General features: G+C 74.3%; 19 protein-coding genes and 4 riboswitches. Of the genes, 4 read left to right on the top strand and 15 right to left on the bottom strand.

Annotated features, from left to right (window positions below):
• Positions 1-25 precede the first annotated feature (25 nt).
• Positions 26-2,215: a beta-propeller fold lactonase family protein gene (locus tag ACFC0B_RS06595; RefSeq protein ID WP_376083135.1), complete on the top strand. Its 2,190-nt coding sequence runs from the start codon at positions 26-28 to the stop codon at positions 2,213-2,215.
• A gap of 103 nt (positions 2,216-2,318) precedes the next feature.
• Here the strand turns inward: ACFC0B_RS06595 and ACFC0B_RS06590 are convergent, their stop codons facing one another.
• The 6 genes from ACFC0B_RS06590 to ACFC0B_RS06565 are packed head-to-tail and all read right to left on the bottom strand — an operon-like array spanning position 2,319 to position 10,241.
• The gene (locus ACFC0B_RS06590) at positions 2,319-2,513 is read right to left on the bottom strand and encodes a hypothetical protein (protein WP_376083132.1); all 195 of its coding nucleotides are present in this window, start codon (positions 2,511-2,513) and stop codon (positions 2,319-2,321) included.
• 17 nt (positions 2,514-2,530) lie between these two features.
• Entirely contained in the window at positions 2,531-3,352 is an 822-nt protein-coding gene (locus ACFC0B_RS06585) for an ECF transporter S component (protein ID WP_376083130.1), read from the bottom strand.
• Positions 3,349-4,992: an ABC transporter ATP-binding protein gene (locus ACFC0B_RS06580; RefSeq protein ID WP_376083128.1), complete on the bottom strand. Its 1,644-nt coding sequence runs from the start codon at positions 4,990-4,992 to the stop codon at positions 3,349-3,351. Before ACFC0B_RS06580 ends, ACFC0B_RS06585 begins: the two co-directional genes overlap by 4 nt.
• Complete coding sequence (locus ACFC0B_RS06575) at positions 4,989-6,218, bottom strand: CbiQ family ECF transporter T component (protein ID WP_376083125.1); 1,230 nt, start codon at positions 6,216-6,218, stop codon at positions 4,989-4,991. Before ACFC0B_RS06575 ends, ACFC0B_RS06580 begins: the two co-directional genes overlap by 4 nt.
• A 10-nt stretch (positions 6,219-6,228) precedes the next feature.
• Entirely contained in the window at positions 6,229-7,365 is a 1,137-nt protein-coding gene (locus ACFC0B_RS06570) for a hypothetical protein (protein ID WP_376083122.1), read from the bottom strand.
• A complete protein-coding gene (locus ACFC0B_RS06565) occupies positions 7,362-10,241 on the bottom strand; it encodes a prenyltransferase/squalene oxidase repeat-containing protein (protein WP_376083119.1) in 2,880 nt (959 codons plus the stop codon). Before ACFC0B_RS06565 ends, ACFC0B_RS06570 begins: the two co-directional genes overlap by 4 nt.
• Positions 10,242-10,343: 102 nt before the next feature.
• Positions 10,344-10,483: riboswitch (cobalamin riboswitch) on the bottom strand.
• A gap of 81 nt (positions 10,484-10,564) precedes the next feature.
• A riboswitch (cobalamin riboswitch) is annotated at positions 10,565-10,642 on the top strand.
• Positions 10,643-10,770: 128 nt separating this feature from the next.
• Here ACFC0B_RS06565 and ACFC0B_RS06560 point away from each other — a divergent pair.
• On the top strand, positions 10,771-12,198 hold the full coding sequence (locus ACFC0B_RS06560) for a hypothetical protein (RefSeq protein WP_376083116.1): 1,428 nt from the start codon (positions 10,771-10,773) through the stop codon (positions 12,196-12,198).
• 112 nt (positions 12,199-12,310) lie between these two features.
• Here the strand turns inward: ACFC0B_RS06560 and ACFC0B_RS06555 are convergent, their stop codons facing one another.
• The 4 genes from ACFC0B_RS06555 to ACFC0B_RS06540 form a co-directional block, all read right to left on the bottom strand.
• Complete coding sequence (locus ACFC0B_RS06555) at positions 12,311-12,775, bottom strand: flagellar hook-length control protein FliK (RefSeq protein ID WP_376083113.1); 465 nt, start codon at positions 12,773-12,775, stop codon at positions 12,311-12,313.
• Positions 12,776-12,804: 29 nt separating this feature from the next.
• Complete coding sequence (locus ACFC0B_RS06550; RefSeq protein ID WP_376083110.1) at positions 12,805-13,866, bottom strand: prenyltransferase/squalene oxidase repeat-containing protein; 1,062 nt, start codon at positions 13,864-13,866, stop codon at positions 12,805-12,807.
• A 100-nt stretch (positions 13,867-13,966) separates the two neighbouring features.
• A riboswitch (cobalamin riboswitch) is annotated at positions 13,967-14,096 on the bottom strand.
• A gap of 163 nt (positions 14,097-14,259) precedes the next feature.
• On the bottom strand, positions 14,260-14,421 hold the full coding sequence (locus ACFC0B_RS06545; RefSeq protein WP_376083107.1) for a hypothetical protein: 162 nt from the start codon (positions 14,419-14,421) through the stop codon (positions 14,260-14,262).
• Positions 14,422-14,426: 5 nt separating this feature from the next.
• Positions 14,427-15,221, bottom strand: coding sequence for an adenosylcobinamide amidohydrolase (locus ACFC0B_RS06540; protein ID WP_376083104.1), 795 nt, complete (start codon positions 15,219-15,221; stop codon positions 14,427-14,429).
• Positions 15,222-15,497: 276 nt separating this feature from the next.
• On the opposite strand from ACFC0B_RS06540, the gene cobF reads away from it, so the two are divergent.
• Positions 15,498-16,259 (top strand): precorrin-6A synthase (deacetylating), encoded by a 762-nt coding sequence (gene cobF / locus ACFC0B_RS06535; protein ID WP_376083101.1) that lies wholly within the window; start codon positions 15,498-15,500, stop codon positions 16,257-16,259.
• Here the strand turns inward: cobF and folP are convergent.
• Both folP and metE read right to left on the bottom strand, forming a co-directional pair.
• A complete protein-coding gene (gene folP / locus ACFC0B_RS06530; protein WP_376083098.1) occupies positions 16,232-17,107 on the bottom strand; it encodes a dihydropteroate synthase in 876 nt (291 codons plus the stop codon). The two genes, cobF and folP, sit on opposite strands and share 28 nt — an antisense overlap.
• 123 nt (positions 17,108-17,230) lie before the next feature.
• Positions 17,231-19,546, bottom strand: a complete 2,316-nt coding sequence (gene metE / locus ACFC0B_RS06525) for a 5-methyltetrahydropteroyltriglutamate--homocysteine S-methyltransferase (RefSeq protein WP_376083096.1) — start codon at positions 19,544-19,546, stop codon at positions 17,231-17,233.
• Between the two features lie 148 nt (positions 19,547-19,694).
• Positions 19,695-19,931: riboswitch (cobalamin riboswitch) on the bottom strand.
• 331 nt (positions 19,932-20,262) lie between these two features.
• Here metE and ACFC0B_RS06520 point away from each other — a divergent pair.
• Positions 20,263-20,631, top strand: coding sequence for an NUDIX domain-containing protein (locus ACFC0B_RS06520; RefSeq protein WP_376083094.1), 369 nt, complete (start codon positions 20,263-20,265; stop codon positions 20,629-20,631).
• A gap of 5 nt (positions 20,632-20,636) precedes the next feature.
• Here the strand turns inward: ACFC0B_RS06520 and ACFC0B_RS06515 are convergent, their stop codons facing one another.
• From ACFC0B_RS06515 to ACFC0B_RS06505, 3 genes are read right to left on the bottom strand one after another with little or no spacing between them, the layout of a single operon-like run.
• Positions 20,637-21,347 (bottom strand): phosphatase PAP2 family protein, encoded by a 711-nt coding sequence (locus ACFC0B_RS06515; RefSeq protein WP_376083091.1) that lies wholly within the window; start codon positions 21,345-21,347, stop codon positions 20,637-20,639.
• Positions 21,332-21,949, bottom strand: a complete 618-nt coding sequence (locus ACFC0B_RS06510; RefSeq protein ID WP_376083088.1) for a phosphatase PAP2 family protein — start codon at positions 21,947-21,949, stop codon at positions 21,332-21,334. The genes ACFC0B_RS06515 and ACFC0B_RS06510 overlap by 16 nt, the downstream gene beginning before the upstream one ends.
• Positions 21,946-22,593 carry a DedA family protein gene (locus ACFC0B_RS06505; RefSeq protein ID WP_376083085.1) on the bottom strand — a complete coding sequence of 216 codons (648 nt, stop codon included), beginning with the start codon at positions 22,591-22,593 and terminating at the stop codon, positions 21,946-21,948. The genes ACFC0B_RS06510 and ACFC0B_RS06505 overlap by 4 nt, the downstream gene beginning before the upstream one ends.
• Positions 22,594-22,629: the final 36 nt, after the last annotated feature.

The following is a 22,629-nucleotide window of genomic DNA, read 5'->3' as shown; positions in this document are numbered from 1 at the left end:
GTGCTACCAGGAGGGGAAACGTCCCATGCTCTTGAGCACCGCATCCGCCACTTCACGGACAGCCGGCCGCCGGTTGCGCCGCGGCATCGCGGCACTGGCCGCCGGCACACTGGTCGGCGCCCTGACCGTCGTCGGGGCCGCAGCCCCGGCCCAGGCCGTGACACCCGTGACCCACGCGCAGGTGTATGTCGCCAACGGCGGCAACAACACCGTCAGCGTCTACGACACGGTCACCCACGCGAGCGTGGCCACGGCCGCGGTGGGCAGCGGCCCCTTCGAAGTGGCCGCCAACCCTCAGGGCACCGAGGTGTACGTCACCAACTTCAACTCCGGGACGGTCTCGGTGATCGACACCGCGACCGTCACGGTGACGCACACCATCACGGTCGGCGCCAATCCGGCCGCGACCGCGTTCACCCCGAGCGGCGCCACCGCCTACGTGTCGAACGCCGCCTCCGGGACCATCTCCGTGATCGACACGGCCAGCCACACCGTGACCGGCACCATCACGGTCGGCTCCTCACCGCGCGACCTGGCGGTCACCCCGAACGGCGCCACCCTCTACGCCGCCAACCGCACCGCCAACCTGGTCGATGTGATCGACACCGCCACGAACACCATCACCACGACCGTCCCGGTCGGCAGCAGCCCGGTCGGCCTGGCGATCACCCCGAACGGCTCGACCGTCTACGTCGGCAACGGCCTCGCGGCGTCCGTCTCGGTGATCTCCACCAGCACGAACACGGTCACCGCGACCATCACGGTGGGCAACGTCCCCAACGCCGTGGCCATCACCCCGAACGGCGCCACCGCCTACGTCCCGAACTTCGGCTCGGGCACGGCCAGCGTCATCGCGACGGCGACCAACACGGTGGCCGCCACGGTTTCCACCGGCGCGGGCCCCGCGAGCGCCGCGATCGACTCGTCCGGTGCGACGGCCTACGTCACCAACCTCAACGGCAACACCGTCTCGGTGGTCGACACGGCGACCAACACCGTCACGGCGACCCTGACCGGCTACTCCGCACCGCGCGGCGTCACGGTGGTGGACGTGGCCCTGCCCGTGGTCGGCGCCCTGAGCCCGGCCTCGGGTCCCGACGCCGGCGGCACCGTGGTGACGATCACCGGAACCGGCTTCACCGGCGTCTCCTCCGTGTCCTTCGGTGCGGTCCCGGCCGCCTCGTTCACGGTGAACAGCGACACCCGGATCACCGCCACCGCCCCGGCCCACGCCGCCGCGACGGTGGACGTCACGGTGGGCAAGACCGCAGGCGCCAGCGCCACCAGCGCCGCCGACCAGTACACCTTCCTCCCGCCCCCGAACGCGGACCTGGCCACCGCGGTCACGGACTCGGTGGACCCGGCCGCCCTCGGCGACACCTACACCTACACCCAGACCGTCACCAACAACGGCGCCGACACCGCGACCGGCGCCACCTCGACGCTGACCCTGTCCGGCGCCTCGGCGGCGATCGTCTCCGCCACCACCTCGCAGGGGTCCTGCACCGTGTCCGCCCCGACGGTGTCCTGCGCGCTCGGCACCCTGGCCGACGCCGCCTCCGCCACGGTCACCGTCACCGTGGAGCCGCAGGCCACCGGCACGGTGACCGCCACCGGCACCACCACCTCGGCCACCGGTGACACCACCCCCGCCAACAACACCGCCGCCCAGTCCACCACCGTGGGCAACGGCCACGGCTGCACCATCACCGGCACGGCCGGCAACGACACCCTCAACGGCACCAACGGCGCCGACGTGATCTGCGGCCTGGGCGGCAACGACACCATCAACGGCGGCAACGGCAACGACGTCATCTACGCCGGGGCCGGCGACGACACCGTGGACGGCGGCAACGGCGACGACACCCTCTACGGCGGCGACGGCGACGACGCGATGGGCGGCGGCAACGGCGCCGACTACCTCTACGGCGAGGCCGGCGACGACACCAACTACGGCGAGACCCTGCTCGGCTCGCTCCTCTACCTGTTCGACAACGGCAACGACCACATCTACGGCGGCCCCGGCAACGACGACCTCGACGGCCAGAACGGCAACGACGTCCTCCTCGACACCGAGGGCACCGACATCATGAGCGGCGGGCTCGGCAACGACTCCATCGACGTCCAGGACGGCACCGGCGGCGACACCGCCAACGGCGGCCTCGGCACCGACACCTGCACCGTCGACCCGGGCGACACCACCAGCAGCTGCTGACACCCCGTCAGCACATGCCGCCAGCTACACGGCGAGGGGGCCGCAGGCATTCGCCTGCGGCCCCTGCGGTGTGCGCGGGGTCAGATCCCTTTTCCGAATCCAGTCAGCATTCAGAGGCGCTGGCCAGTGAATCGCCACACCAGGGAGACAGGCCCTCCTGTTTCATCCGGGCGACCAGGGTCTGCAGGCCTCCGACCCGGCGCCGGTTGGCCTCCAGCCCGTCGTACTGCTCCGGGGACAGGACGACGACCTGCACCCCGTCCACGGTCGCCGTCCGGGGCTTCCCGGCCTTCGGCATGGTGATGACCCTTCCGACTATCGGACTGGTTCCGCGGCCGGCCGGCCGGTGGCCTCCGGCTTCTCGAAGCGCACGGTGGGTTCGAAGTTGGCGCGGCGGGCGGCGCGGCGGAAGACGGTGAGGACGGCGGGGCCGACGACGAGGACGGCGGTGAAGGTGGTGACGGCGCGGCCGGTGTCCCAGCCGAGGGAGGTGGCGAGGTCGAAGAGCAGGTAGCGGTGCCACTGCTCGGTGAAGGGGAGGCCGGGCAGGTAGGCGATGGAGCTGTTCGGGTCGGTGGAGAAGGGCCAGAAGGAGAGGTTCAGCAGGAAGCCGAAGAGGTAGCCGGAGAAGGCCCCGTAGGCGGCCAGCATCGGAACCTCCCAGCGCCGCCCGGTTCGCGGGAGCAGCCCGGCGAGCAGGCCGACGAAGGCGCAGCCGAACATCTGGTAGGGCATCCACGGCCCGACGCCCCCGGTGAGGAGGGCCGAGGCGAACAGGGAGGTGCAGCCGAGGGTGAAGCCGAAGCCGGGGCCGAAGACGCGTCCGGCGAGGACGAGGACGAAGAAGACCGTCTCGACCCCGGCGGTGCCGGCGCCGAGCGGCCGGAGTGCGGCGTTGACGGCGGAGAGGACGCCGAGCATGGCGAGGGCCTTGGCGTCGATGCCGCCGGAGGCGATCTCGGCGATCACGACGGCGAGGACCAGGACCAGCAGGGCGCCGAAGATCAGCGGTGGGGCGTAGTTGGAGCCGAACTTCCCGGGGGCGACGACGAACGGCCAGGTGAAGGCGACCAGGCCGACGAAGGCGGCGAGGGCGACGACGACGCGGGCCCGGCCGGGGATCCGGACGGCGGTCATCGGGCGGCCTCCGCGGGCTCCAGGGCCTGCGCCACCTGGGCGACCGTCAGGTAGGGCAGTGGTGCCAGGACCTTGGCGGTCTGCGGGGCGAAGGTGGGTGAGGCGACGATGACGTCGGCGGTGGGGCCGTCGGCGACGATCTCGCCCTCGGCCATCACCACCACGCGGTCGGCGGCGGAGGCGACGAACTCGACGTCGTGGGTGGAGACCATGACCGTGCGTCCCTCGGCGGCCAGGGCGTCGACAATGCCGACGAGCGCCTCCTTGGCGTGGTGGTCGAGCCCTCGGGTGGGTTCGTCCAGCAGGACCACCCGGGGTGCCGCGGCCAGCTGGATCGCCAGGACGAGGGCGAGTTTCTGGCCTTCGGAGAGGTCGCGGGGATGGCTGTCGTCGGGGATCCCAGGGGCGAGACGGTCGAGGATCTGCCGTGCGGTCGCCCCGGCGGCACGGCCGGACTCGCGGTCGCCCTGCCCGAGTTCCTCGGCGACGGTCTCCAGGTACAGCAGGTCGGTGGGGGTTTGCGGTACGAGTCCCACCAGTCGGCGGGCCTCCGCCGCGGAACCCCGTTTGGGGTCCTTGGGCTGTTCTCCGTCGGTTCCCGTGACCCGCACGCTGCCGCCCTGCCGGGGCCCGGAGCCCTGGAGGGCCCAGAGGAGGGACGACTTGCCGGAGCCGTTGCGCCCCATCAGGGCGGTGACCTCGCCGGCCCGCAGCTCCAGTCCGGCCTCCCGGACGGCGGTCACCGGACCGTGGCGGACGACCACCTTGCGGGCCTCCAGCACGGTCTCCCCCGCCGTGGCCGCCGGGCGCGGCGGGGGGACGCGCACCTCGGCGAGCCGCTCGCGCAGCGGCGCGGCGGCGCGGCGGGCGTCGCGGACGGAGAGCGGCAGCGGCTCCCAGCCGGCCAGGCGTCCGAGGCCGACGACGGGCGGCGCAACCGTCGTGCCCCGGAAGACCTCGGCGGGCGGGCCGTGCACGACGGTGCCGTCACCGGGCAGGTAGGCGACCCGGTCGGCGTACTGGACGACGCGCTCCAGGCGGTGTTCGGCGAGCAGGACGGTGACGCCGAGGTCGTGGACCAGCCGGGTGACGGCGGCGAGCACCTCCTCGGCGGCGGTCGGGTCCAGGGCGGAGGTCGGCTCGTCCAGGACCAGGACCCGGGGGTGCGCCGTCAGCACGGAGCCGATCGCGACGCGCTGCTGCTGGCCGCCGGAGAGCTCGTGGAGCGCGCGGTGGCGCAGGTCGGCCAGGCCGAGCAGGTCGAGGGTCTCCTCCACGCGCTTGCGCATCACCTCCGGCGGGACGGCCAGCTGCTCCATGACGTAGGCGAGCTCCTCCTCCACCGTGTCGGTGACGAAGCCGGCCAGCGGGTCCTGGCCCACCACGCCGACCACGTCGGCCAGTTCGCGCGGCGGATGGTGCGCGGTGTCCCGGCCGTCGACGGTCACCCGGCCGCGCAGGGTGCCGCCGGTGAAGTGCGGGACCAGGCCGTTGACGGCGCCGAGCAGGGTGGACTTGCCGACGCCGGTGCGGCCGACCACCAGGCAGAGTTCACCCTCCGGGATGTGCAGGTCGACGTCGTGCAGGACCGGAGTGGTCTCGCCGTCGTACACCACGTCGACCTGGTCGAATCGGATCACTTGGTCACCTCGGTGGAGGGGCGGTCGGCACTGTGGGTACGCGTGGGCGCGGCCGTCCCGCCCCGCGGACGGGGCACGGCGCCGGGCACCGGCGGGCGGCCGGGCGGCGGTGCGATGACGCCGGCGGCGCCGGCCAGTAGCAGGGCGAACACCGGGACCGGCGGCAGCGTCGGCCAACTCATCGGGTAGAGAGAGGGGTTGAGGTCGGTGGCGTCGTACCCGACCGTGGCGAACAGCAGGACGGCGGCGGCCACCCCGCAGCCGGCGACCCCGAACTCGGCCGCCCGCCAGCGGTCCGGGCGGTAGGTGGTGCGCCGTACCCGGCGCCCTCCGAGCAGCAGCCCGGCCACGCACAGCCCGGCACCGATGAGGAAGGCGGGCAGTCCGAGCGCGGCGGGGGCGGTTCCGTCCAGCAACCCGTACACCCCGGCGCACAGGCCGCACATGCCGAGCAGCATCAGGGCACCGGTGGTCCGGCGGGAGCGGCGGGTGGCGGTACCCGAGCGTCCGTAGCCGCGCGAGTCCATCGCGGCGGCCAGATGCAGTGAGCGCTCCAGGGCGTCCTCCAGGACCGGGACGACGATGCCGCGCAGGGCACGGACGCCCTTGGCCCGGCCCGCCCGCAACCGCCGTGCCCGCGCGACCCGTTGGACGCTCTGGACCAGCTGCGGGGCGACGCTGAGCGAGACCGTCACGGCGACGCCGAGCTCGTAGAGCGCGCCGGGCAGGACGCGCAGGGCGCGCTTGGGGTTGGCCAGGGTATTGGCGGCGCCGATGCAGCAGATCAGACAGGCGAGGCGCAGTCCGTCGAAGGCCGCCGAGAGGGTGGCCTCCAGCGAGACCGGGCCGCCGATCCGGATGCCCGCGTACCAGGCGGGGGTCGGAATGTGGGGCAGCGAGAAGAGCAGGTGGTCGTGCGGCGTGATGCCGGTGGCGAAGACGCAGCGGAACACCACCCGGATCGCCACCACCGTGAGCGCCAGCACCAGGTAGTACTTGAAGCCCCGGGCCCATGGGGCCTCGGTGCGGCGGGCGGTGACGACGTAGCCGAGGACGGCGAGGACGAGCAGGAGCAGCAGCGGGTTGGTGGTGCGGCTCGCGGCGGTCGCCAGGGCCAGGGCCCAGGTCCACCAGGCCAGGGGGTGGAGGTCGCGCGGGCTGCGCCGGCCTCCCCCGGTGCGCCCGGAAGCGGGCCGGGGGAGGTCGGTGTCGGGTGTGCCGGGCATGGTCACCCGGTCACTCGGCCCGGCGGCGTCGGCGCGCGACGCCGAAGGTGACCAGCCCCAGGAGCACCAGGAGGGCACCGCCGACGACGGCGGGGACCATCGACCCGGCGTCGTGCGGAGCCTCGGCCGCCGGGGCCGCGTCCACCACCAGCGGACCTGCGGCGTTCACGGACGCCGACGGGTCCGGTGTCCCGGTCGGGGACTCCTGCGTGGGAGCGGTCTCGACGGCCGCAGGCGTCTCCGACGGCGCCGGAGCGGGCGGCTCGGTGCTCTCGCCGCTCGGGGCCGAGGGCTCCGGTACCGGCACCACCGCTGTCGGCACCTCGGCCGGCGGGGTCGTCGGCCGGGGAGGAGCCGCGCCGGAGGTGGCGCTCGGGGCCTCGGTCGGCCGCTTCGGCGCCGTGCCTCCACCGCTTGCACTGCCGCCGCCGGAGGATGTCGAGCCGCCGGTGGAGCCGGTGCCGCCGGTGGATACGTTACCTCCGGACGAGTTGCCGCCACCGGCCGCCGCACCGCCGGTGGAGCCGCCGGTGCTGCCGTTTCCGGGGTCGGTCGGTGGCGAGGGCTGGGCGGGGGTGGTGGCCGTTCCAGCGCCGGGCACCGTGTTGTGGGCGCGCACGGTGTCCGGCGAGATGGTGGGCCGCCCCTCCGTGCCCTCGATGTTCGTGCCGCCGAAGATCCACAGGTCGACGCTGCCCGGTTTCGGCTGGTAGCTCATCGCGCCCAGTTGGCTGTACGACCACTCGTTCTGGCCCGGGTCCGCGTGCCAGTACGACCAGTAGGCCGTGGCCGGGGGCGTCAGCACGCACTTCTCCTGGTCCGGGGCGGGGAACTGCTTGCCGCCCTGGAACCCGCTGTAGCCGATCCGGCAGATGAACGCCGGACCGTCGTGCCCGGTGCCGGTGGTCTTCCAGCCGCCCTGGTTGAGCAATGCGTATCCGGTGGTGGGGGTCGTGCCGCAGGAGCGCAGCAGCGGACCTCCCCACTTGCCGAGGTCCACGGCCAGCACCACACCCGAGCTGGTGGTGCACTGCTCGATGGGCAGCGGCGCCGCCGTCGCCTGGGTCGCGGCCGTGCCGAGCCCGCCGGACGCGAGGGCGAGCGTCACGCCGGCGGCTCCGAGCAGCCGGCCGAGCCGCCGGATCACCGGTGACGCCCCGGGGTCGATCCCGCGCGGCGGCGGGCGATCAGGACCGCGCCCGCTCCGACGGCGGCCAGCAGGGCCGCGGCGGTCGCCAGGCCCAGCGTCTCGGCTCCGGTGCGTGCCAGGCTTCCGGTGTCGGTCCCGGCCCGCGTGGCATCGATCGGCGCGCCGCCGCCGCGTCCTGCGCCGCCTCCGTCACCCGGGACCGGAGCACCGGTGGGCACGTCCCCGGGTGCGGTGGCGGCCGCGGGCGTTCCGGTCGGCGCCGGGGAGGCAGTGGCTGTCGGGGAAGCCGAAGGGCTGCCGCTCGCGGTCGGGGTCGAGGTCGCCGTGGGGGTCGGAGAACCGGTCGGCGTGGGGGTGACGGTGGGGGTCGGGGTGGGGGTCGGAGAGCCTCCGAGGTCCCGGCGCAGGGTGCCGAAGGAGGTCCCGGTGGCGCCTCCCACCGCCTGGGCGGAGGCCCGCAGGTCCGAGCCCCGCTGGCCCTCGGAGGCGACGTTGAAGCCGCCGTCGCCGTTCTGCTGTCCGGCGAGGAAGTCGAGCGCCTTCGCGATCCGGGGGGCGTACGCGGACTGGCGCAGACCCATGCCCTGGACGGCGAGCGCGGCCGAGTTGGTGGAGTTGCCGGCCGCGCCGGGGAAGCCCCCGTCCGGCAGTTGCCGACCCGCCAGCCAGGAGATTCCCTTGTCGACCGCCTGAGCGGCCTCGGTGCCGGGGACGAGCGCGAGCGCCATGGCCGCCATCGCGGTGCTGTCCACGTCGGAGTCGCCGGTGACGGGGATCAGGCTCGGCCAGGAGCCGTCGGCGTGCTGGAGGCTCTTCAGGTAGGCGACCGCGGAGTCCGCGTGCACGGTGTCACCGGCGCGCAGTTGCGCCATGACGCCGAGTGCCTGGGAGAACACCGAGGTGGCGTAGGTGTAGTTGCCGGGGCCGGCGCAGCCGGTGGCCGCGTCGGCCTTGGCGCAGACGGCTGCGGCGAGGGCGGCGATCAGGTCGTGTCCGCCGAAGGCGCGCGGGTCGCGGCCGACGGCCTCGGCGAGCAGCGCCTCCTTGGCGATGGAGCCGCCTCCGGCGAACTCGGTGCCGATCGCGGTCCAGTCGTTGACGGTGCGCTCGCCGCCGTCCTTGCCCTGCTGGTCGAGGAAGTCCACGATCCGGCGCAGGGCCGCGTCGTCCGTGCCCGTGGCGGCGAGCGCGAAGGCTCCGTCGATGGTGAGGCCGAAGTCCGCGAAGTCCGGGAAGCCCTCGTAGTAGTGGCCGCCGACCAGGTTCGCGGGGGCGGTGAGGTAGGCACCGCCCTTGGCGAGGTCGGGGGTCCGGCCCGCGGGCGTGGTCGGCGGGGTGGTGGCGCCGTTCGGATCGTGGCGGACCGCGGTCGGGTCGGTTCCGGTCAGGGCCAGGATCGCCTGCTCGGTGGCGGCGGCGTCGCCGTCGGTGGTCGACTCGTCGGGGCCGAAGCCGCCGTCCGTGTTCTGCCGCGCGCTCACCCACGCCTTGGCAGCCGCCTCCTTGGACCCCTGGCCGGTGGCCCGCAGGACCTGGGCCGCGGCGGCGGTGCTCACCGTGTCCCCGGCGGCACCGACGTACGGGGCGTAGGAGCCGTCGGCCTGCTGGCTCGCCGTGAGCCAGTCCGAGGCCTTCTTCGCGACGGCTTCGCCCCCGGCCGTTCCGCGGAGCGCGAGGACGGTGAGGCCGGTGGCCACCGGGTCGGACTCGCAGGAGCCCCCGGCCGCGATCATCGAACCGGCGGTCCCGCCGTCGGCGCACTGGAGGGCGGTGAAGCGGGCGAGCGCCTGGGGCGGCGGCGTGACACCGGCGCGCCGCAGGGCGATCACGGCCCAGGCCTGGACCCAGGGCGAGGCGGCGCCGTGGAAGTCCCCGGCGGCCGTGCACTTCCCGTTCTCGCCCTGCCCGGTGCACAGGTGGTCGGTGAGGGCGGCGATCAGGTCGCGGCCGCCGAAGTCCCGGGGGTTGCCGTCGGTGCTCTCGGCGACCAGCGCCAGCAGCGCGGCGGCCCTGGCGTCGGGCTTCCCGGCGGGTCCGTCCGGGTACAGGAACGCGTCGGTGTGCGCCGCGAGGTAGCCGACGACCTTGCGCAGGGCCGGGTCCTGGGTGCCGGCGGCCGCCAGGGCGATCGCGGTGAGGGAGGTCCGGGGGAAGTCGGGGCCTTCGAAGGCCCAGTTCCCCATGTACTCGCCGCCGACCAGTCGGCCGGCCAGCCAGGACGCCGCGGCCTTCGGGTCGCCCTCGGAGGACGTCGGGGCGGTCGGGCTCGGGGAGGCGGTCGGGGTCGCGGTGGGCGACGGTCCGCCGTTCTTGGCGCGGACGGAGTCCGGGGTGAAGGCGGGCTTCCCGCTGGTGCCGCCGATGTCGGTGCCGCCGTACACCCAGGCCTCGACCTCGCCGGGCCTGGGCTTCTGGGTGGCGGCGCCGAACCGGCTGTAGGACCAGGTGTCCTGACCGGGTTCGGCGATCCAGTAGGACCAGTAGGCCGTCGCCTGCGGGGTGTTGGTGCAGGGCTCCTCGGCGGCGGTCGGGTACTGGGTGCCGCCGTTGAAGCTCCCGTTGCCGAGCCTGCAGATGAAGGCCGGTCCGTCGTGCTCGGTGCCGGCGGTGCTGAAGCCCGCGTTGTGCAGCAGGTTCATCCCGGTCGTGGGCCGGGCGTCGCAGCCGCGGACGACTCCGCCGCCCCAGTGGCCGAAGTCGACGGCGACGATCGCGCCGGTGGCGGCCGTGCACTCCTCGATCGGGTCGGCGGCGGCCCGGCCGGGGTGGGCGAGCAGGACGGTGCCGCCCGCGGCAACCGCGACGGCACCGGTGGCGAGAAGGGACGTGAGCCCTCGGAATCCGCGGCTCGAACGGCTGTTCCTGGCTCTCACTGGCGACTCCCCGATCGGTCATCGGGTCCGCACGGCGCAGCCGACGGCTCCCCCAGGAGGAACCGCCCCGACCGCGTCGTAGTCCACGACGACGCAAGCACTTCTGTGACAAGGCCTCGGTGCAGGCATTCCGGCTCATCCGCCGCTGGGGCGGATCTACGGTTGCGGGTCAGCGCCGGAATCGGACCGGCTTCCCCTGATACCGAGGATGAAAAACCGGTTCATCTGACCACGCCGGCGAGTCGGAGTCAACGGTGCGTCATGTCGCCTTCCCCACCTCGTGGACCGCCCCGCGGTGCGGTAGCGTCCGCGGTGGCCGAGCGGGGGAACCCGGTGCGATTCCGGGGCTGACGCGCAACGGTGTGGGGTGGTGTCCTGCGGCACCCCTAGCCCGAATGCCCGCCCGGCCGAGTACCACGGCGAAAGCCTGCCCACGCGATCCGGGCGGCGGCCGCTCCGGCCGTCGCGCTCCCCCGGGAGCGCCGGGGCCGGGGCCGGGTCGGCGCCCGCCACCCCAAGGAGCCGTTCCGTGACCTTCCTCACGACGCCCCGCACCACCTCCTCCCGCCTCGCCTCCGCCGTGACCGTGTCACTGGCGGCCGGGGCGCTGCTGCTGTCGGCCGTCCCCGCCCACGCCACCGCCACCCCGGCCCAGATCGCCACTTCCAAGAGCACCGGCGTCACCTACCTGAAGTCCCTCCAGGCCGCCGACGGCAGCTACGTCACCGGCGGCGGGCTGTCCAACGAGTGGGCCTTCAGCGCGCTGGCCGCGGCCGGCACCGCGGCGGCCGACGTGACGCCCGGCGGTGACGTCACCAAGAACGCCCGCCTCGTCTACCGCAACCAGCTCGCCGCCGCCGGCTGGCCGGGCGCCTCGCCGGTCGTCACCGACTACCAGCGGGGCATCCTGAACGCCTACGCCGCCGGCGTCGATCCCGCGCGCGTCGGCCCCGGCCGCAACCTGATCGCCGACGCGGTCTCCTCCTGGCAGACCGCCGAACCCGGCTACTGGGGTCCGTCCGCCAACTTCAACGGCACCGTGTTCGGCCTCCTCGCCCTCGGCGGCGCCAAGACCCAGAGCGGCGCCAAGCGCGTTCCGCAGGCCCTGCTGGACGCCTCCGTCACGGCTGTGCGGGCCAACCAGCACACGGACGGCGGCTGGAACTACACCAAGGCCGCCGGTGACCCCACCGAGCTCGGCACGGGCAGCGACATCGACATGACCGGGGCCGCGATGGCTTCCCTGTGCGTCGGCGGCGTCCCCAACACCGACCCGGCGGTCGTCGCCGCCAAGAACTTCCTCAAGGGCAAGCTGCTGGCCTCCGGGGCGTTCAACGCCCTGTGGGGCGTCAACACCGACTCCAACGGCTGGGCCGTCTCCGGTCTCAACGCCTGCGGCATCAACCCCCAGGGCGCCGACTTCACCAGCGGCACCGGCAAGACCCCGGTCGACTTCCTGATCGCCCAGCAGTTCAAGCCCGGCGGCGGCTTCAAGTACCAGCCGAGCGACACCGCCTCCTCCCCCTACGCCTCCGTCGACGGCCTGCGCGCCGTCGCCGGTGCCGGCTTCACCGCCGCCCCGCCCGCCCCGACCACGGCCGGGGAGCCGACCTGGTCGGCCACCACCGCGTTCACCTCCGGCACCGCCGCCAGGCTCGCCCTGGTCGTCGACGACGGCACCGGCGCGCTCAAGGTCTGCGCCGTCACCGTCAACCCGACCGGCACCACCGCGACGCTCGGCGACGTCCTCGACGCGGCCGGCACCGCCACCCCGGGCGGCTGCGTCACCTCCGTCACCCCCGCCACCGGCGGCGGGACGATCACCGCACTCAACGGCACCGCCAACAGCGGCTCCGCCACCTGGAAGGTGAGCCTGGACGGCGCCACCGCCACCGCCGCCACCCGGGCCACCACCGTCCACCTGGGCGACACCGTCTCGCTGCGCTACGGCAGCTGATCCGGCAGCGGCCGCGCCGGACGGCCTGAACGCCCCCGGAACCGCCGGTGCCCCGGTCTCCGTCGCGGAGGACCGGGGCACCGGTGCGTCGTCGTCAGGGCGCTCAGGCCGCTCAGGGCGCCGTGATGCCCGGCTGGCCGCCGGCGCCGAAGGCCCAGCCCTCGACATCGCCGGGGGCCGGGTTGTAGCTGCCGGCGCCGAGGCTGCTGTATGACCAGGGTCCGCCGTGCTGGGCGTGCCAGTACGACCAGTACGCGCTGCCGGTGGGGTTGGTGCAGGTCGTCGGCAGGGCATTGACGGTGCAGACGAAGCCGGGGTAGCGCGGGTGGAAGGTGTACGAGAAGCCGGCGCCGGTGAGCGCGGCGAGGCCGCTGGCCGGGTCGCCGAGGGCGCAGCCGGTCTGGATGCCGCCGCCGACCGCGGTGAAGTCGACCACGACGGTGACGCCGGTGGTGCCGGTGCAGGCGGCGGCCCGGGCCTCGGGGGCGTGCACGGCGCCGGCACCGAGGAGGCTCGCGGTCAGCGCCGCGACGGCGGCGAGCGAGCCAAGGGTGCGGCGGGTCAGGTGCTCGGTCATCAGGACTCTCCTCGTGCGGTCGCGGGTGGTCAGGGGGTGGCGGGCGCGGGGCAGGCCAGGGTGGGCGCGTCCGGGCGCGCTCCGGCGGCGGAGAGGGTGGCCAGCGGGGTGCCGGCCAGGCCGAGGACGGCCTGGCCGGTCGCCCGGGCGGCGTTGCCGGGGTTGAAGCCGGAGGCGTCGTAGGCGATCGCGCCGCGCACGGCCGGGTCGGCGTCGCAGCGCTGCTGGAACTTGACCAGCCGGCTCCAGCCCTTGAGTCCCGCGCCGAAGCGGGCGTTGGAGAGCAGCGCCTGGGTCGCGAGACCGGTGGAGTTGGCGTTGGACGTAGTGGCCCCGGCGGCCGCGAAGCCGCCGTCGGCGTTCTGCTGGGCGGTCAGCCAGCCGAGTCCGGCGGCCGCCTTGGCCGCGCGGCCGGTGGCGGCGAGGGCCTGGACGGCGAGGGCGGTGGCGTCCGTGTCGGCGGTGCAGGTGGTCTGGCCGAAGGAGACCGGGAAGCCGCCGTCCGCGCACTGGCTGTCGGCCAGGAAGTCGACGGCGGCGGCCGGGGCGCCGCCGGGGGTCCGGTGCAGGGCGATCAGGGCGAGCGACTGGCCGAAGGCGTTGCTGTAGTCGCCCCACTGGGAGCGGTCGGAGAAGCGGCCGCTCGGGGCCTGGAGCGAGCGCAGCCGGGCGGGCAGGTCGACGCCGCCGAAGGAGGCCGGGTCCGCGCCGCGGACCTCGGCGGCGAGCAGCAGCTTGGCGGTGGCCCCCGCGTAGGCCTCGGTGGTGCCGTCGCCGAGGTAGCCGGTGAGGATGGCGGGCTGGGCGAGCCAGGCGGTCGCCTTGGCGGCGGCGGTGTCCGAGCTGCGGGCGGCGGCGAAGGCCAGTACCGCGTCGATGGTCAGGCCCTGGTCGGGGTAGGCGGTGCCGTCGAAGACGGACTCGAAGTGGTCGCCGTCGACGAGCTGGCGGGCCAGCCAGCCGGCCGCGGCGGCGTCCGGACGGATCGTGGGCGAGTCCACGCCGACCGGTGCGGCGGCCGCCGGGAGGGCGCCGGCGAAGGCGAGGGTCGGTATCGCGAGGAGGCCGAGGGTGCGGCGGAGGGCGGTCACGAGGGTCCTTTCCGGGCCTGGACGCAGGGGCCCGGAGGGGCGCCGGTACGGACCCGGGCAGCCCTCGGAGCTCCGGCCCGCAGACCACGACGGGAGGAGGGAACGACACACCTCCGCCGACGGGTACTCGGGCTCGCCGCCGACACCGGGTCGACGGCCTACCGTTGCGGGTCAGCGCCGGATTCGGACCGGCTTCCCCCGACGGCGGAGTCAGAACTTGACGGCCCATCATGGCGACGCGCGGAAGGGCGGGTCAAGGTCCCGTGCGTCACATCGTCGGGCTGCCGGCCGGGTCGTCGGCGACCGGCCGCGGGGACCGTGCAGGTGTCTGCGGCGGATCACGGACGGCGGGGCGCGGTACCCCGGAACCGGGCTGCCGCGCCACCGCCCGCGTCAGCGGTGCTCGAACCGCGCGGGGCGCTTCTCGGCGAAGGCGGCCATGCCCTCCTGCTGGTCGGCGGTGGCGAACGTGGCGTGGGAGACGGTTTCGACGGCTCCTGAGCGGCGTACCCCGGCCGGTCGTCCTGCGGCTCCGGCGGACGGCTCGTCACCCACCCCGCTCACCGGCCGGCGTGCAGGACGTTCTCGCGGCAGCACTCGGGGCTCGGCCCCTGGTGGGGTACGGAAGCTCCACGGTCCCTCCGCACTCGGTCCCGTTCCGCCCCGTCGAGCACGGCTCGGTGCACGGCACGGGCCAGCCGGGACCCCCACACGGAGCGCGGGCCACCGAACGGGTCGGCCGCCGCGGGCGTACCCGGTGTGCGGACCGCCACGCACACCGCGTCGGACGGCGTCCCGGAACAGTCGTACCCGGCCTCCAGAAGGGCCTGCACCTTGGCCTCGGTGGCCGTCGCGAGCAGATTGACCAGCCCGCCGTCGGTCACCGGGGCCGGCACCACCGCGAGGATGTTGATCGTTCCGGGCACGAACGGGGCTGGCCTGGACGGGGCCGGCGCGAACGGGACGGGCACCGAGGCACCGGGGTCGGCGGCCCACGTCGGGACTCCGATGCCGGTCGTGACGAGGGCGACGGCGCCACCGTCCTCGCTCCAGGTGCAGTCGTCGACCTCGGCGGCGGTCATCAGGCCGACGCCCGGCCCGTTCAGGCCCTCGGCCGCCGCGAGCTCCGCCAGGTGCCGATCGGGGTCCATCCGGGAGTAGCCCGGCCTGACCTGGGCGTTCAGCACCCAGCCGCGCTCGCCGAGCCCGCCGCCCAGGACGGCACTGCTGACCATCCGCCACCCCGGGCCGGCCTTCCACACCAGCTGGTGGCGGCACGAGCCGTCCTCCGTCCGGGCACGCCGCAGGACGACGGGTGGCCGCTGCTCCGGCACGAAGCTGTCCGTGGTACTCACCTCTCGGCCATCGGGATCCGTCCAGCCCTCCCCCGGCTCCCGGGCTCTCGGTGGCCGCCGGCCGGGGCGGCCGGGGATTCCAGCGATGCGCAGCATCCGCAGCCGCTCCTCTCCCCGCCCGCATCCGCGAACGTATCACTGCCTCCGGTTCGCCGAACCCACCGGAACCCACCCGCTCCCCACGAGGAATCCGCAGGTGGCGAGGCCTACGGGGAGGTGTCCGGTCGCGGCCCGCAGCGACGGCCGCCGGGTCCGGGATCCGGCAGAATCGCAGTCATGCGGCAGATCATCGTCATCGGCATCGGTGCGGGCGACCCGGACCACCTCACCCTGCAGGCGGTCAAGGCCATCGCCCGCACGGACGTCTTTCTCCTCCTCGACAAGAACGAGCAGCGCCAGGACCTCATGCGCCTGCGGCGGCGGATGATCGAGGAGCACGCCCGCCCCGGTCACCGGGTGGTCGAGGTGCCGGACGCCGAGCGCGACCGGAGCACCCCGGCGTACACCGAGGCCGTCGAGGACTGGCGCCGTCGTCGGGCCGAGCTGGTCGGCCGGCTCGTCGCCGAGGAACTCGGCCCGGACGGCACGGGCGCGCTCCTGGTCTGGGGCGACCCCAGCCTGTACGACAGCGTGACCGCCGTCCTCGACGAGGTCCTGACCGCCGACCCGGGCGCGTTCCGCTACGAGGTGGTGCCCGGGATCAGCAGCGTCTCGGTACTCGCCGCACAGCACCGCACCACCCTCACCCGGGTGGGCCGCCCGCTGCGGATCACCCCGGCCCGCCGCCTGGCCGAGGACGGCTTCGGCCCGGGCAGCGAGGACACCGTGGTGATGCTCGACGGCCGGGCCGCCTTCGCCGGGATCGACCCCGAGGGCGTGCACATCCACTACGGCGCCTACCTCGGCGCCCCGGACGAGATCCTGCTCTCCGGGCCACTCGATGAGACGGCGCCGGAGATCACCCGGCAGCGCCGCGAAGCCCGCGAGCGCAAGGGCTGGATCATGGACACCTACCTGCTCCGCCGCACCGAGGACTGACCGGCCGGCGCCCGGCGAGCACGCGGGGCCGCCTCGACGCGGACGGCGTCCGCGGTGGCCCGCACCTCGTGGACACGCACCGCCCAGGCTCCCTGGGCAGCGGCCAGGACGGCCGCCGCCGCGGTGGCGTCGTCCCGCTCCCGGGCCGGACGCGGCTCGCCGGTGGCCCGGTCGGCCAGTAGTTCGCCGAGGAACCGCTTGCGGGACGGTCCCACCAGGAGCGGTCGTCCCAGCGCATGCCAGGAGTCCAGCGCGGCGAACAGTTCCCCGTCGTCCTCGCGGCCCTTCGCGAAGCCGAGACCGGGATCGACGATCACCTGGGCCGGATCGGCTCCGGCCGACACCACGGCGTCCATCTGACGTGCAACCTCCGCGGCCGCCTCCGCCACGACATCCCCGTAGTCGGCCAGGTCGTCCATCACGTAGGACTGCCCCCGCCAGTGCATGACGACGAAGGGCATCCCGGACCGGCCGACGGCCTTCGCCATCCGCTCGTCGGCCAGGCCTCCTCTGACGTCGTTCACGATCCCCGCCCCGGCGTCCACCGCCGACTCCGCCTCCTCGGCCCGCATCGTGTCGATGCTCACCAGGACACCTTCCCGAGCGAGGCCACGCACCACGGGCAGGACACGGGCGAGTTCCTCGTCGACCGGCACCCTGCGAGCGCCAGGACGCGTCGACTCCCCTCCCACGTCCACGATGTCCGCATCCCGGGCTGCCATCGCCAGCCCGTGTTCCACCGCACGGCCGGGGTCCAGCCAACTGCCGCCGTCCGAGAACGAGTCGGGCGTGACGTCGAGGACCTGCCCGCGGCCACGGACACGGCGCGCTACTGGTCTCCTGCTCATACCGGATCCCCTTCCTCGCGGCGGAAGGGCGCCTCCCCGCGATCGTCCATGAGGAGATGGGAGGCCCCTGGGGCGGGCACGGTACTCGTACCGCGCCCGCCCTCTCGCGCTCACGCCGGTCTGTCAGCCGGCGACTTCCTCCCGCAGGCGGCGGGCGGCGGTGACCAGGCTCTCCAGGGAGGCGCGGGTCTCCGCCCAACCGCGGGTCTTCAGACCGCAGTCGGGGTTGACCCAGAGCCGCTCGGCGGGAATCGCGGCCAGGCCGGCGCGCAGCAGCCTCACGGCTTCCTCCGTGCTCGGCACGCGGGGCGAGTGGATGTCCCACACCCCTGGTCCGACCTCACGCGGGTAGCCGGCGGCGGCGAGTTCGCCGGCGACCTCCATGTGCGAGCGGGCGGCCTCCAGCGAGATGACGTCCGCGTCGAGCTCGTCGATCGCGGTCATGATGGCGCCGAACTCGGCGTAGCACATGTGGGTGTGGATCTGGGTGTCGGCACGGACGCCGGAGGTGGCGAGCCGGAACGCCTCGGTGGCCCACGCCAGGTAGGCCGGGCGGTCGGCGGCGCGCAGCGGCAGGGTCTCGCGCAGGGCGGGCTCGTCGACCTGGACGACGGCCGCGCCGGCGGCCTCCAGGTCGACGACCTCGTCGCGCAGGGCCAGGGCGACCTGGCGGGCGGTGTCGGCGAGCGGCTGGTCGTCGCGGACGAAGGACCAGGCGAGCATGGTGACCGGCCCGGTGAGCATGCCCTTGACCGGGCGGTCCGTCAGCCCCTGGGCGTAGGAGAACCAGCCGACGGTCATCGGGTACGGGCGGGAGATGTCGCCCGCGAGGACCGGAGGCCGCACGTAGCGGGTGCCGTAGGACTGCACCCAGCCGTGCCGGGTGGCCAGGTACCCGGTCAGCTGCTCGGCGAAGTACTGGACCATGTCGTTGCGCTCGGGCTCGCCGTGCACGAGGACGTCCAGGCCCGCCTTCTCCTGGTACGCGATCACCTCGCGCACCTCGGCTTCCATCCGCTCCCGGTAGACGGCGGCGCCGATCCGCCCGGCCGTCAGGTCGGCACGAGCAACCCGGAGTTCAGTGGTCTGCGGGAAGGAGCCGATCGTGGTGGTGGGCAGCAGCGGCAACCCGAGGCGGGCCCGCTGAGCCACGGCCCGCTCGGGGTAGGCCTGGGCCCGCCGGGCGTCGGCGGCGGTGACGGCGGCTGCGCGGGCCCGGACGGCCGGGTCGCGGGTGATCGGCGACGTGGCCCGGGAGGCCAGGTCGGCGCGGTTGGCGGCGAGTTCGGCGGTGATCGCGCCAGTACCCTCGCGCAGGCCGCGGGCGAGCAGCGCGACCTCCTCGGCCTTCTGCCGGGCGAAGGCCAGCCAGCGGGCGATCTGCGGCTCGACCTCCCGCTCCAGGGCGGCATCGACCGGCACGTGAAGCAGCGAGCAGGACGGCGCCACGTCCACCCGGTCGGCGAGACCGAGCAGGGTCGCCAGGGTGGCCAGCGACCTCTCCAGGTCGTTGATCCAGATGTTCCGGCCGTCGACGACCCCGGCGACCAGGCGCTTGCCCGGCAGCCCGCCGACGCCGGCGAGGTCCTCCAGGTTCGCGGCGGCCGGTCCGGTGAAGTCCAGCGCCAGGCCCTCGACCGGGGCCTTGGCGAGCACCGGCAGGGCCTCGCCCAGGCGGTCGAAGTAGCTCGCCACCAGCAGCTTCGGCCGGTCGGCGAGCGCGCCCAGGTCCCGGTAGGCGCGGGCGGCGGCGTTCAGCTCGGCCGGCGTGCGGTCCTGGACCAGAGCCGGCTCGTCCAGCTGCACCCAGTCCGCCCCGGCCGCCCGCAGGTCGGCGAGCAGCTGCGCGTAGACCGGCAGCAGCCGGTCGAGCAGCGTGATCGGCTGGAAGTCGGCGGCCACGCCGGGGGCGGGCTTGGCCAGCAGCAGGTAGGTGACCGGGCCGACCAGCACCGGCCGTGCGTCATGGCCGAGCGCGAGCGCCTCGCGCAGCTCGCCGACCGCCTTCGCCGGGTTCGCGACGAAGACCGTGTCCGGCCCCAACTCGGGCACGAGGTAGTGGTAGTTGGTGTCGAACCACTTGGTCATCTCCAGCGGTGCGACATCCTGGGTCCCGCGCGCCATCGCGAAGTACCCGTCCAGCGGGTCGGCCTCGACGGCCGCCCGGTGGCGGGCCGGGATCGCGCCGACGGCGACGGTGGTGTCCAGCACGTGGTCGTAGAGCGAGAAGTCGCCCGTGGGCACCTCCTGGACGCCCGCCTCGATCAGCTGCTGCCAGTTCCCGCGGCGCAGGTCGGCGGCTGCGGCCAGCAGTGCGTCGGCGGTGACCGTGCCCTTCCAGTACCCCTCGACGGCCTTCTTCAGCTCCCGGTTCCGGCCCTGCCGGGGGTAGCCGTACGCGGTGGCGAGGGTCGCCGCGGCTGCGGACTTCGTGGTCAAGGGACTCTCCTTCGCGAGTCTTGCTCCTCAAGTGCCCGGTGACGGGACGAGGGCGCGAAGGGGTGACGAACCGGACGGACGGCCGTCATGGCTCCGCCAGGTGTGCACGCCGACCCGCCCACGAGGTCACCGGGATCCGCGCGCGATCGGTCGCACGCGGGCAACGGGCAGGTCTTCGGACTCGCGGGCACGTCCGCCCGTGAAGGGCGGTCACCTACTGGCCGTCGCTTCCCAGACCCTCCCGGGCCCAGTGCGTATGACGGCGGTCGTTCCCGCTCACCGCTGCGGGGCAGTCCCGGACTGGCCAGTCAAAAGGCTTCACCGGGTTCCCTCTTACGACGCGCCTGCCTGGCGGGCAGGGCGAACCAGCTGCACGGCCAGCCTAAGGCCATCTGCTCGGTATCCGGCCGGAGAATCACCCGATCGTCCATATGTTGAGACAACATCGGAGCTTCGTTCCAGCCCGGCCGAAGGAATGAGCAGAGGAGAGGAACAGCACACTCCTCTTCTCGCTCGGCCTCTCCGCACTACCGAACGAATGGGGCACGGGTGGCCGATCCGAACAACGCCCCGGCGGTGATCGAATTCAAGCGGAGCCGGGACGCAGGGCTGGTCACTCAGACGATGTCCTACCTCGTCCGGCCGGCAGCGCACCGACACGAGTTCGAGGCGCTGGTGCGCAGAGAGCTGGGGGCCGAGGTAGCGGGCGGCTGCTGGTGTTCCGGCACACCGACTACAGCTGCGAGGAGGTCGGCATCCAGGTCCCGGCCGGCAGCATCCGGCCGGGCGAGACCCCGGAGGCCGCCGCGCTGCGGGAGGCCCGGGAGGAGACCGGGTTCGCGGAAGGTCGTGCGCAAGCTCGGCGAGACCGAGTACGACATCAGCCCGTACCGGTTCCCTGCCCGCGCAGGTCGGGGCCGGTCCCGGCGTTGGCGAGGCACAGCTCGCGTTCCCGCCCCGCATCGGCGGGTTCGGTGGACAGCAGGGCCGTGGGCACAAGCGCCCAGGCGGGTAGGTCACCCGGATCGGCGCGACCGGCGAGAAACCCCCGCAAGGACAGGCCCGCCCCACCCAAGCGCACCTGACCTGCCTACATCAATCCTGTCGCTCGGCCGTCGGACTGCGGGCCTGCGCCGGGCTCGGGCACCGGGCGGGCAGGTGTCGGCAGGAGAGTGGCGCCGAGGAGCAGCCAGGCGGTGGCGAGGAGCCAGCCGGCGAGGACGTCCAGGGGCCAGTGGACGCCGAGGTAGACGCGGGTGGCGCCGATGACGACGGCGAAGGCCAGCGCGAGTGCCGTGGCCCTGCGGCGGGCACGGCGGTGGGTGCGGGCGACGGCGACGGCGAGCAGTCCGGCGCAGGTGGCGGCGGTGAAGGCGTGGCCGGAGGGGAACGCGAACCCGTCGGGGGTGAACGCCCAGTCGGCGGCGGGCGGGCGGGGGCGGCCGAAACCGTGCATCAGGCCTTGGCGCAGGAGTTGGCCGGCGACCAGCCACAGCACGGGGGCGAGCAGGAGACCGGCGGCGGCCCGCCCGGAGCGGTGCGGTCGGCCCGCCCGGACCAGGACGGCGCCTGCGGCGAGGGCGACAAGGTAGGGGAAGACGTCCGTGCCGAGCGCGGTGACGGCCATGGCGGTGGTGACGGCGGCGGACGGCCGGTGCGCGGCGGCCCAGTCGACAGCCGTCCGCTCGAAGCCGAGCGGGGCCCAGTCGTTGGACCCCAGCACCATGGCGATGATCGCGAACGCCACCACGCAGACAGCGATCCAGGGCGACGACCGCCGTGGGGTCATGCGGTCAGCCATCGCCGCAGCCTTCCTTCGCGGGCCCGCTCGACCAGGGGCGCGGCGCGGCCGGCGAGCATGCCGAGTCCGTGGCCGGCAGCGAGGCCGACCGCCGCGCCGAGGGCCACGTCGTGAGGGTAGTGGACGCCGACCAGTACCCGGGAGACGCCCATCGCAACGGCGAGCAGCAGCCCGAGCGCGCCGAGGCGGCGGTCGACCCGCCACAGGACGGCCGCGGCGGCGAAGACGATGACCGTGTGGTTGCTGGGCAGCGACCAGTCGCCGGCAGCGGGGCAGGCTTCGAGGGTCCGCCCCACGTCCAGGGCCTGACAGGGGCGGGGCTCGCGCAGCACGGACTTGAGCAGGGTGTCGGCGACGAAGGCGGCGATCACGACCACTGGTGCGGCCAGTGCCCGGGCCAGTGTCACACTGTCGGCCCGCCGCGCACGCCACCAGGCGAGGAGCATCAGCACGGCGACCAGGCCCAGCCCGTAGGCGGAGAACGCTGCGACGCCGTGCTGCACCGACGTCGGCAGGTGCTGGGCCCACTGGTCGATACGCTGATAGAGCCCGCCGTCGAGGCCGCGGCCGTCGAGGGCGAACATGCGCGCGGGGCTGGTCATCGGGCCTTGGCCTGACGGCGGGAGCGCAGTACCTCCAGCACCAGCGGTGCCAGCGAGACCGCGACCACGACGGCGACGATCGGCAGCAGGTAGCGGTCGACGTTCGGGATCGAGGAGCCCAGCGCGTACCCGGCCATGACCAGGCCGGCCGTCCACACCAGCCCGCCGACGACCTGCCAGAGGGTGAAGGTCCGGGCGTTCACGCCGAGCGCGCCGGCCAGCGGGTTGAGGACGGTGCGCACGACGGGCACGAAGCGGGCGAGGACGACGGCCTTGCCGTGGCCGTAACGGGTGAGGATCTCCTCCGCCCGTACCGCGCCCTCGTGCAGGTGCTTGCTGCGGGAACGGGCGAGCAGCGCGCGTCCGCCTCGGCGTCCGATCAGGTAGCCGACCTGGGCGCCGGCCAGGGCGCCGACCGCGGCGGCTGCGAGGACCTCGCCGAGGTTCAGGTGGGGGCCGCTGTGCGCGCCGGTGGTGCACAGCAGACCGGCGGTGAACAGCAGCGAGTCGCCGGGAAGGAAGAACCCGACGAGCAGGCCGGTCTCCGCGAACATGATCACGGCGATGCCCAGCGCGCCGAACGCCGCCAGCAGCGAGCCGGCGTCCAACGGGTTGACGGCGAGCAGGGCCGAGGAGGAGAGCATCGGTTGGCGCCTTTCCGGGGGGTTGTCGGCCGGCGA

The sequence above is a fragment of the Kitasatospora sp. NPDC056184 genome (assembly GCF_042268405.1).
Taxonomy (GTDB): domain Bacteria; phylum Actinomycetota; class Actinomycetes; order Streptomycetales; family Streptomycetaceae; genus Kitasatospora.
Note: the sequence above shows the minus strand (reverse complement) of the source record. Positions and strands in the feature narration are given on the sequence as shown.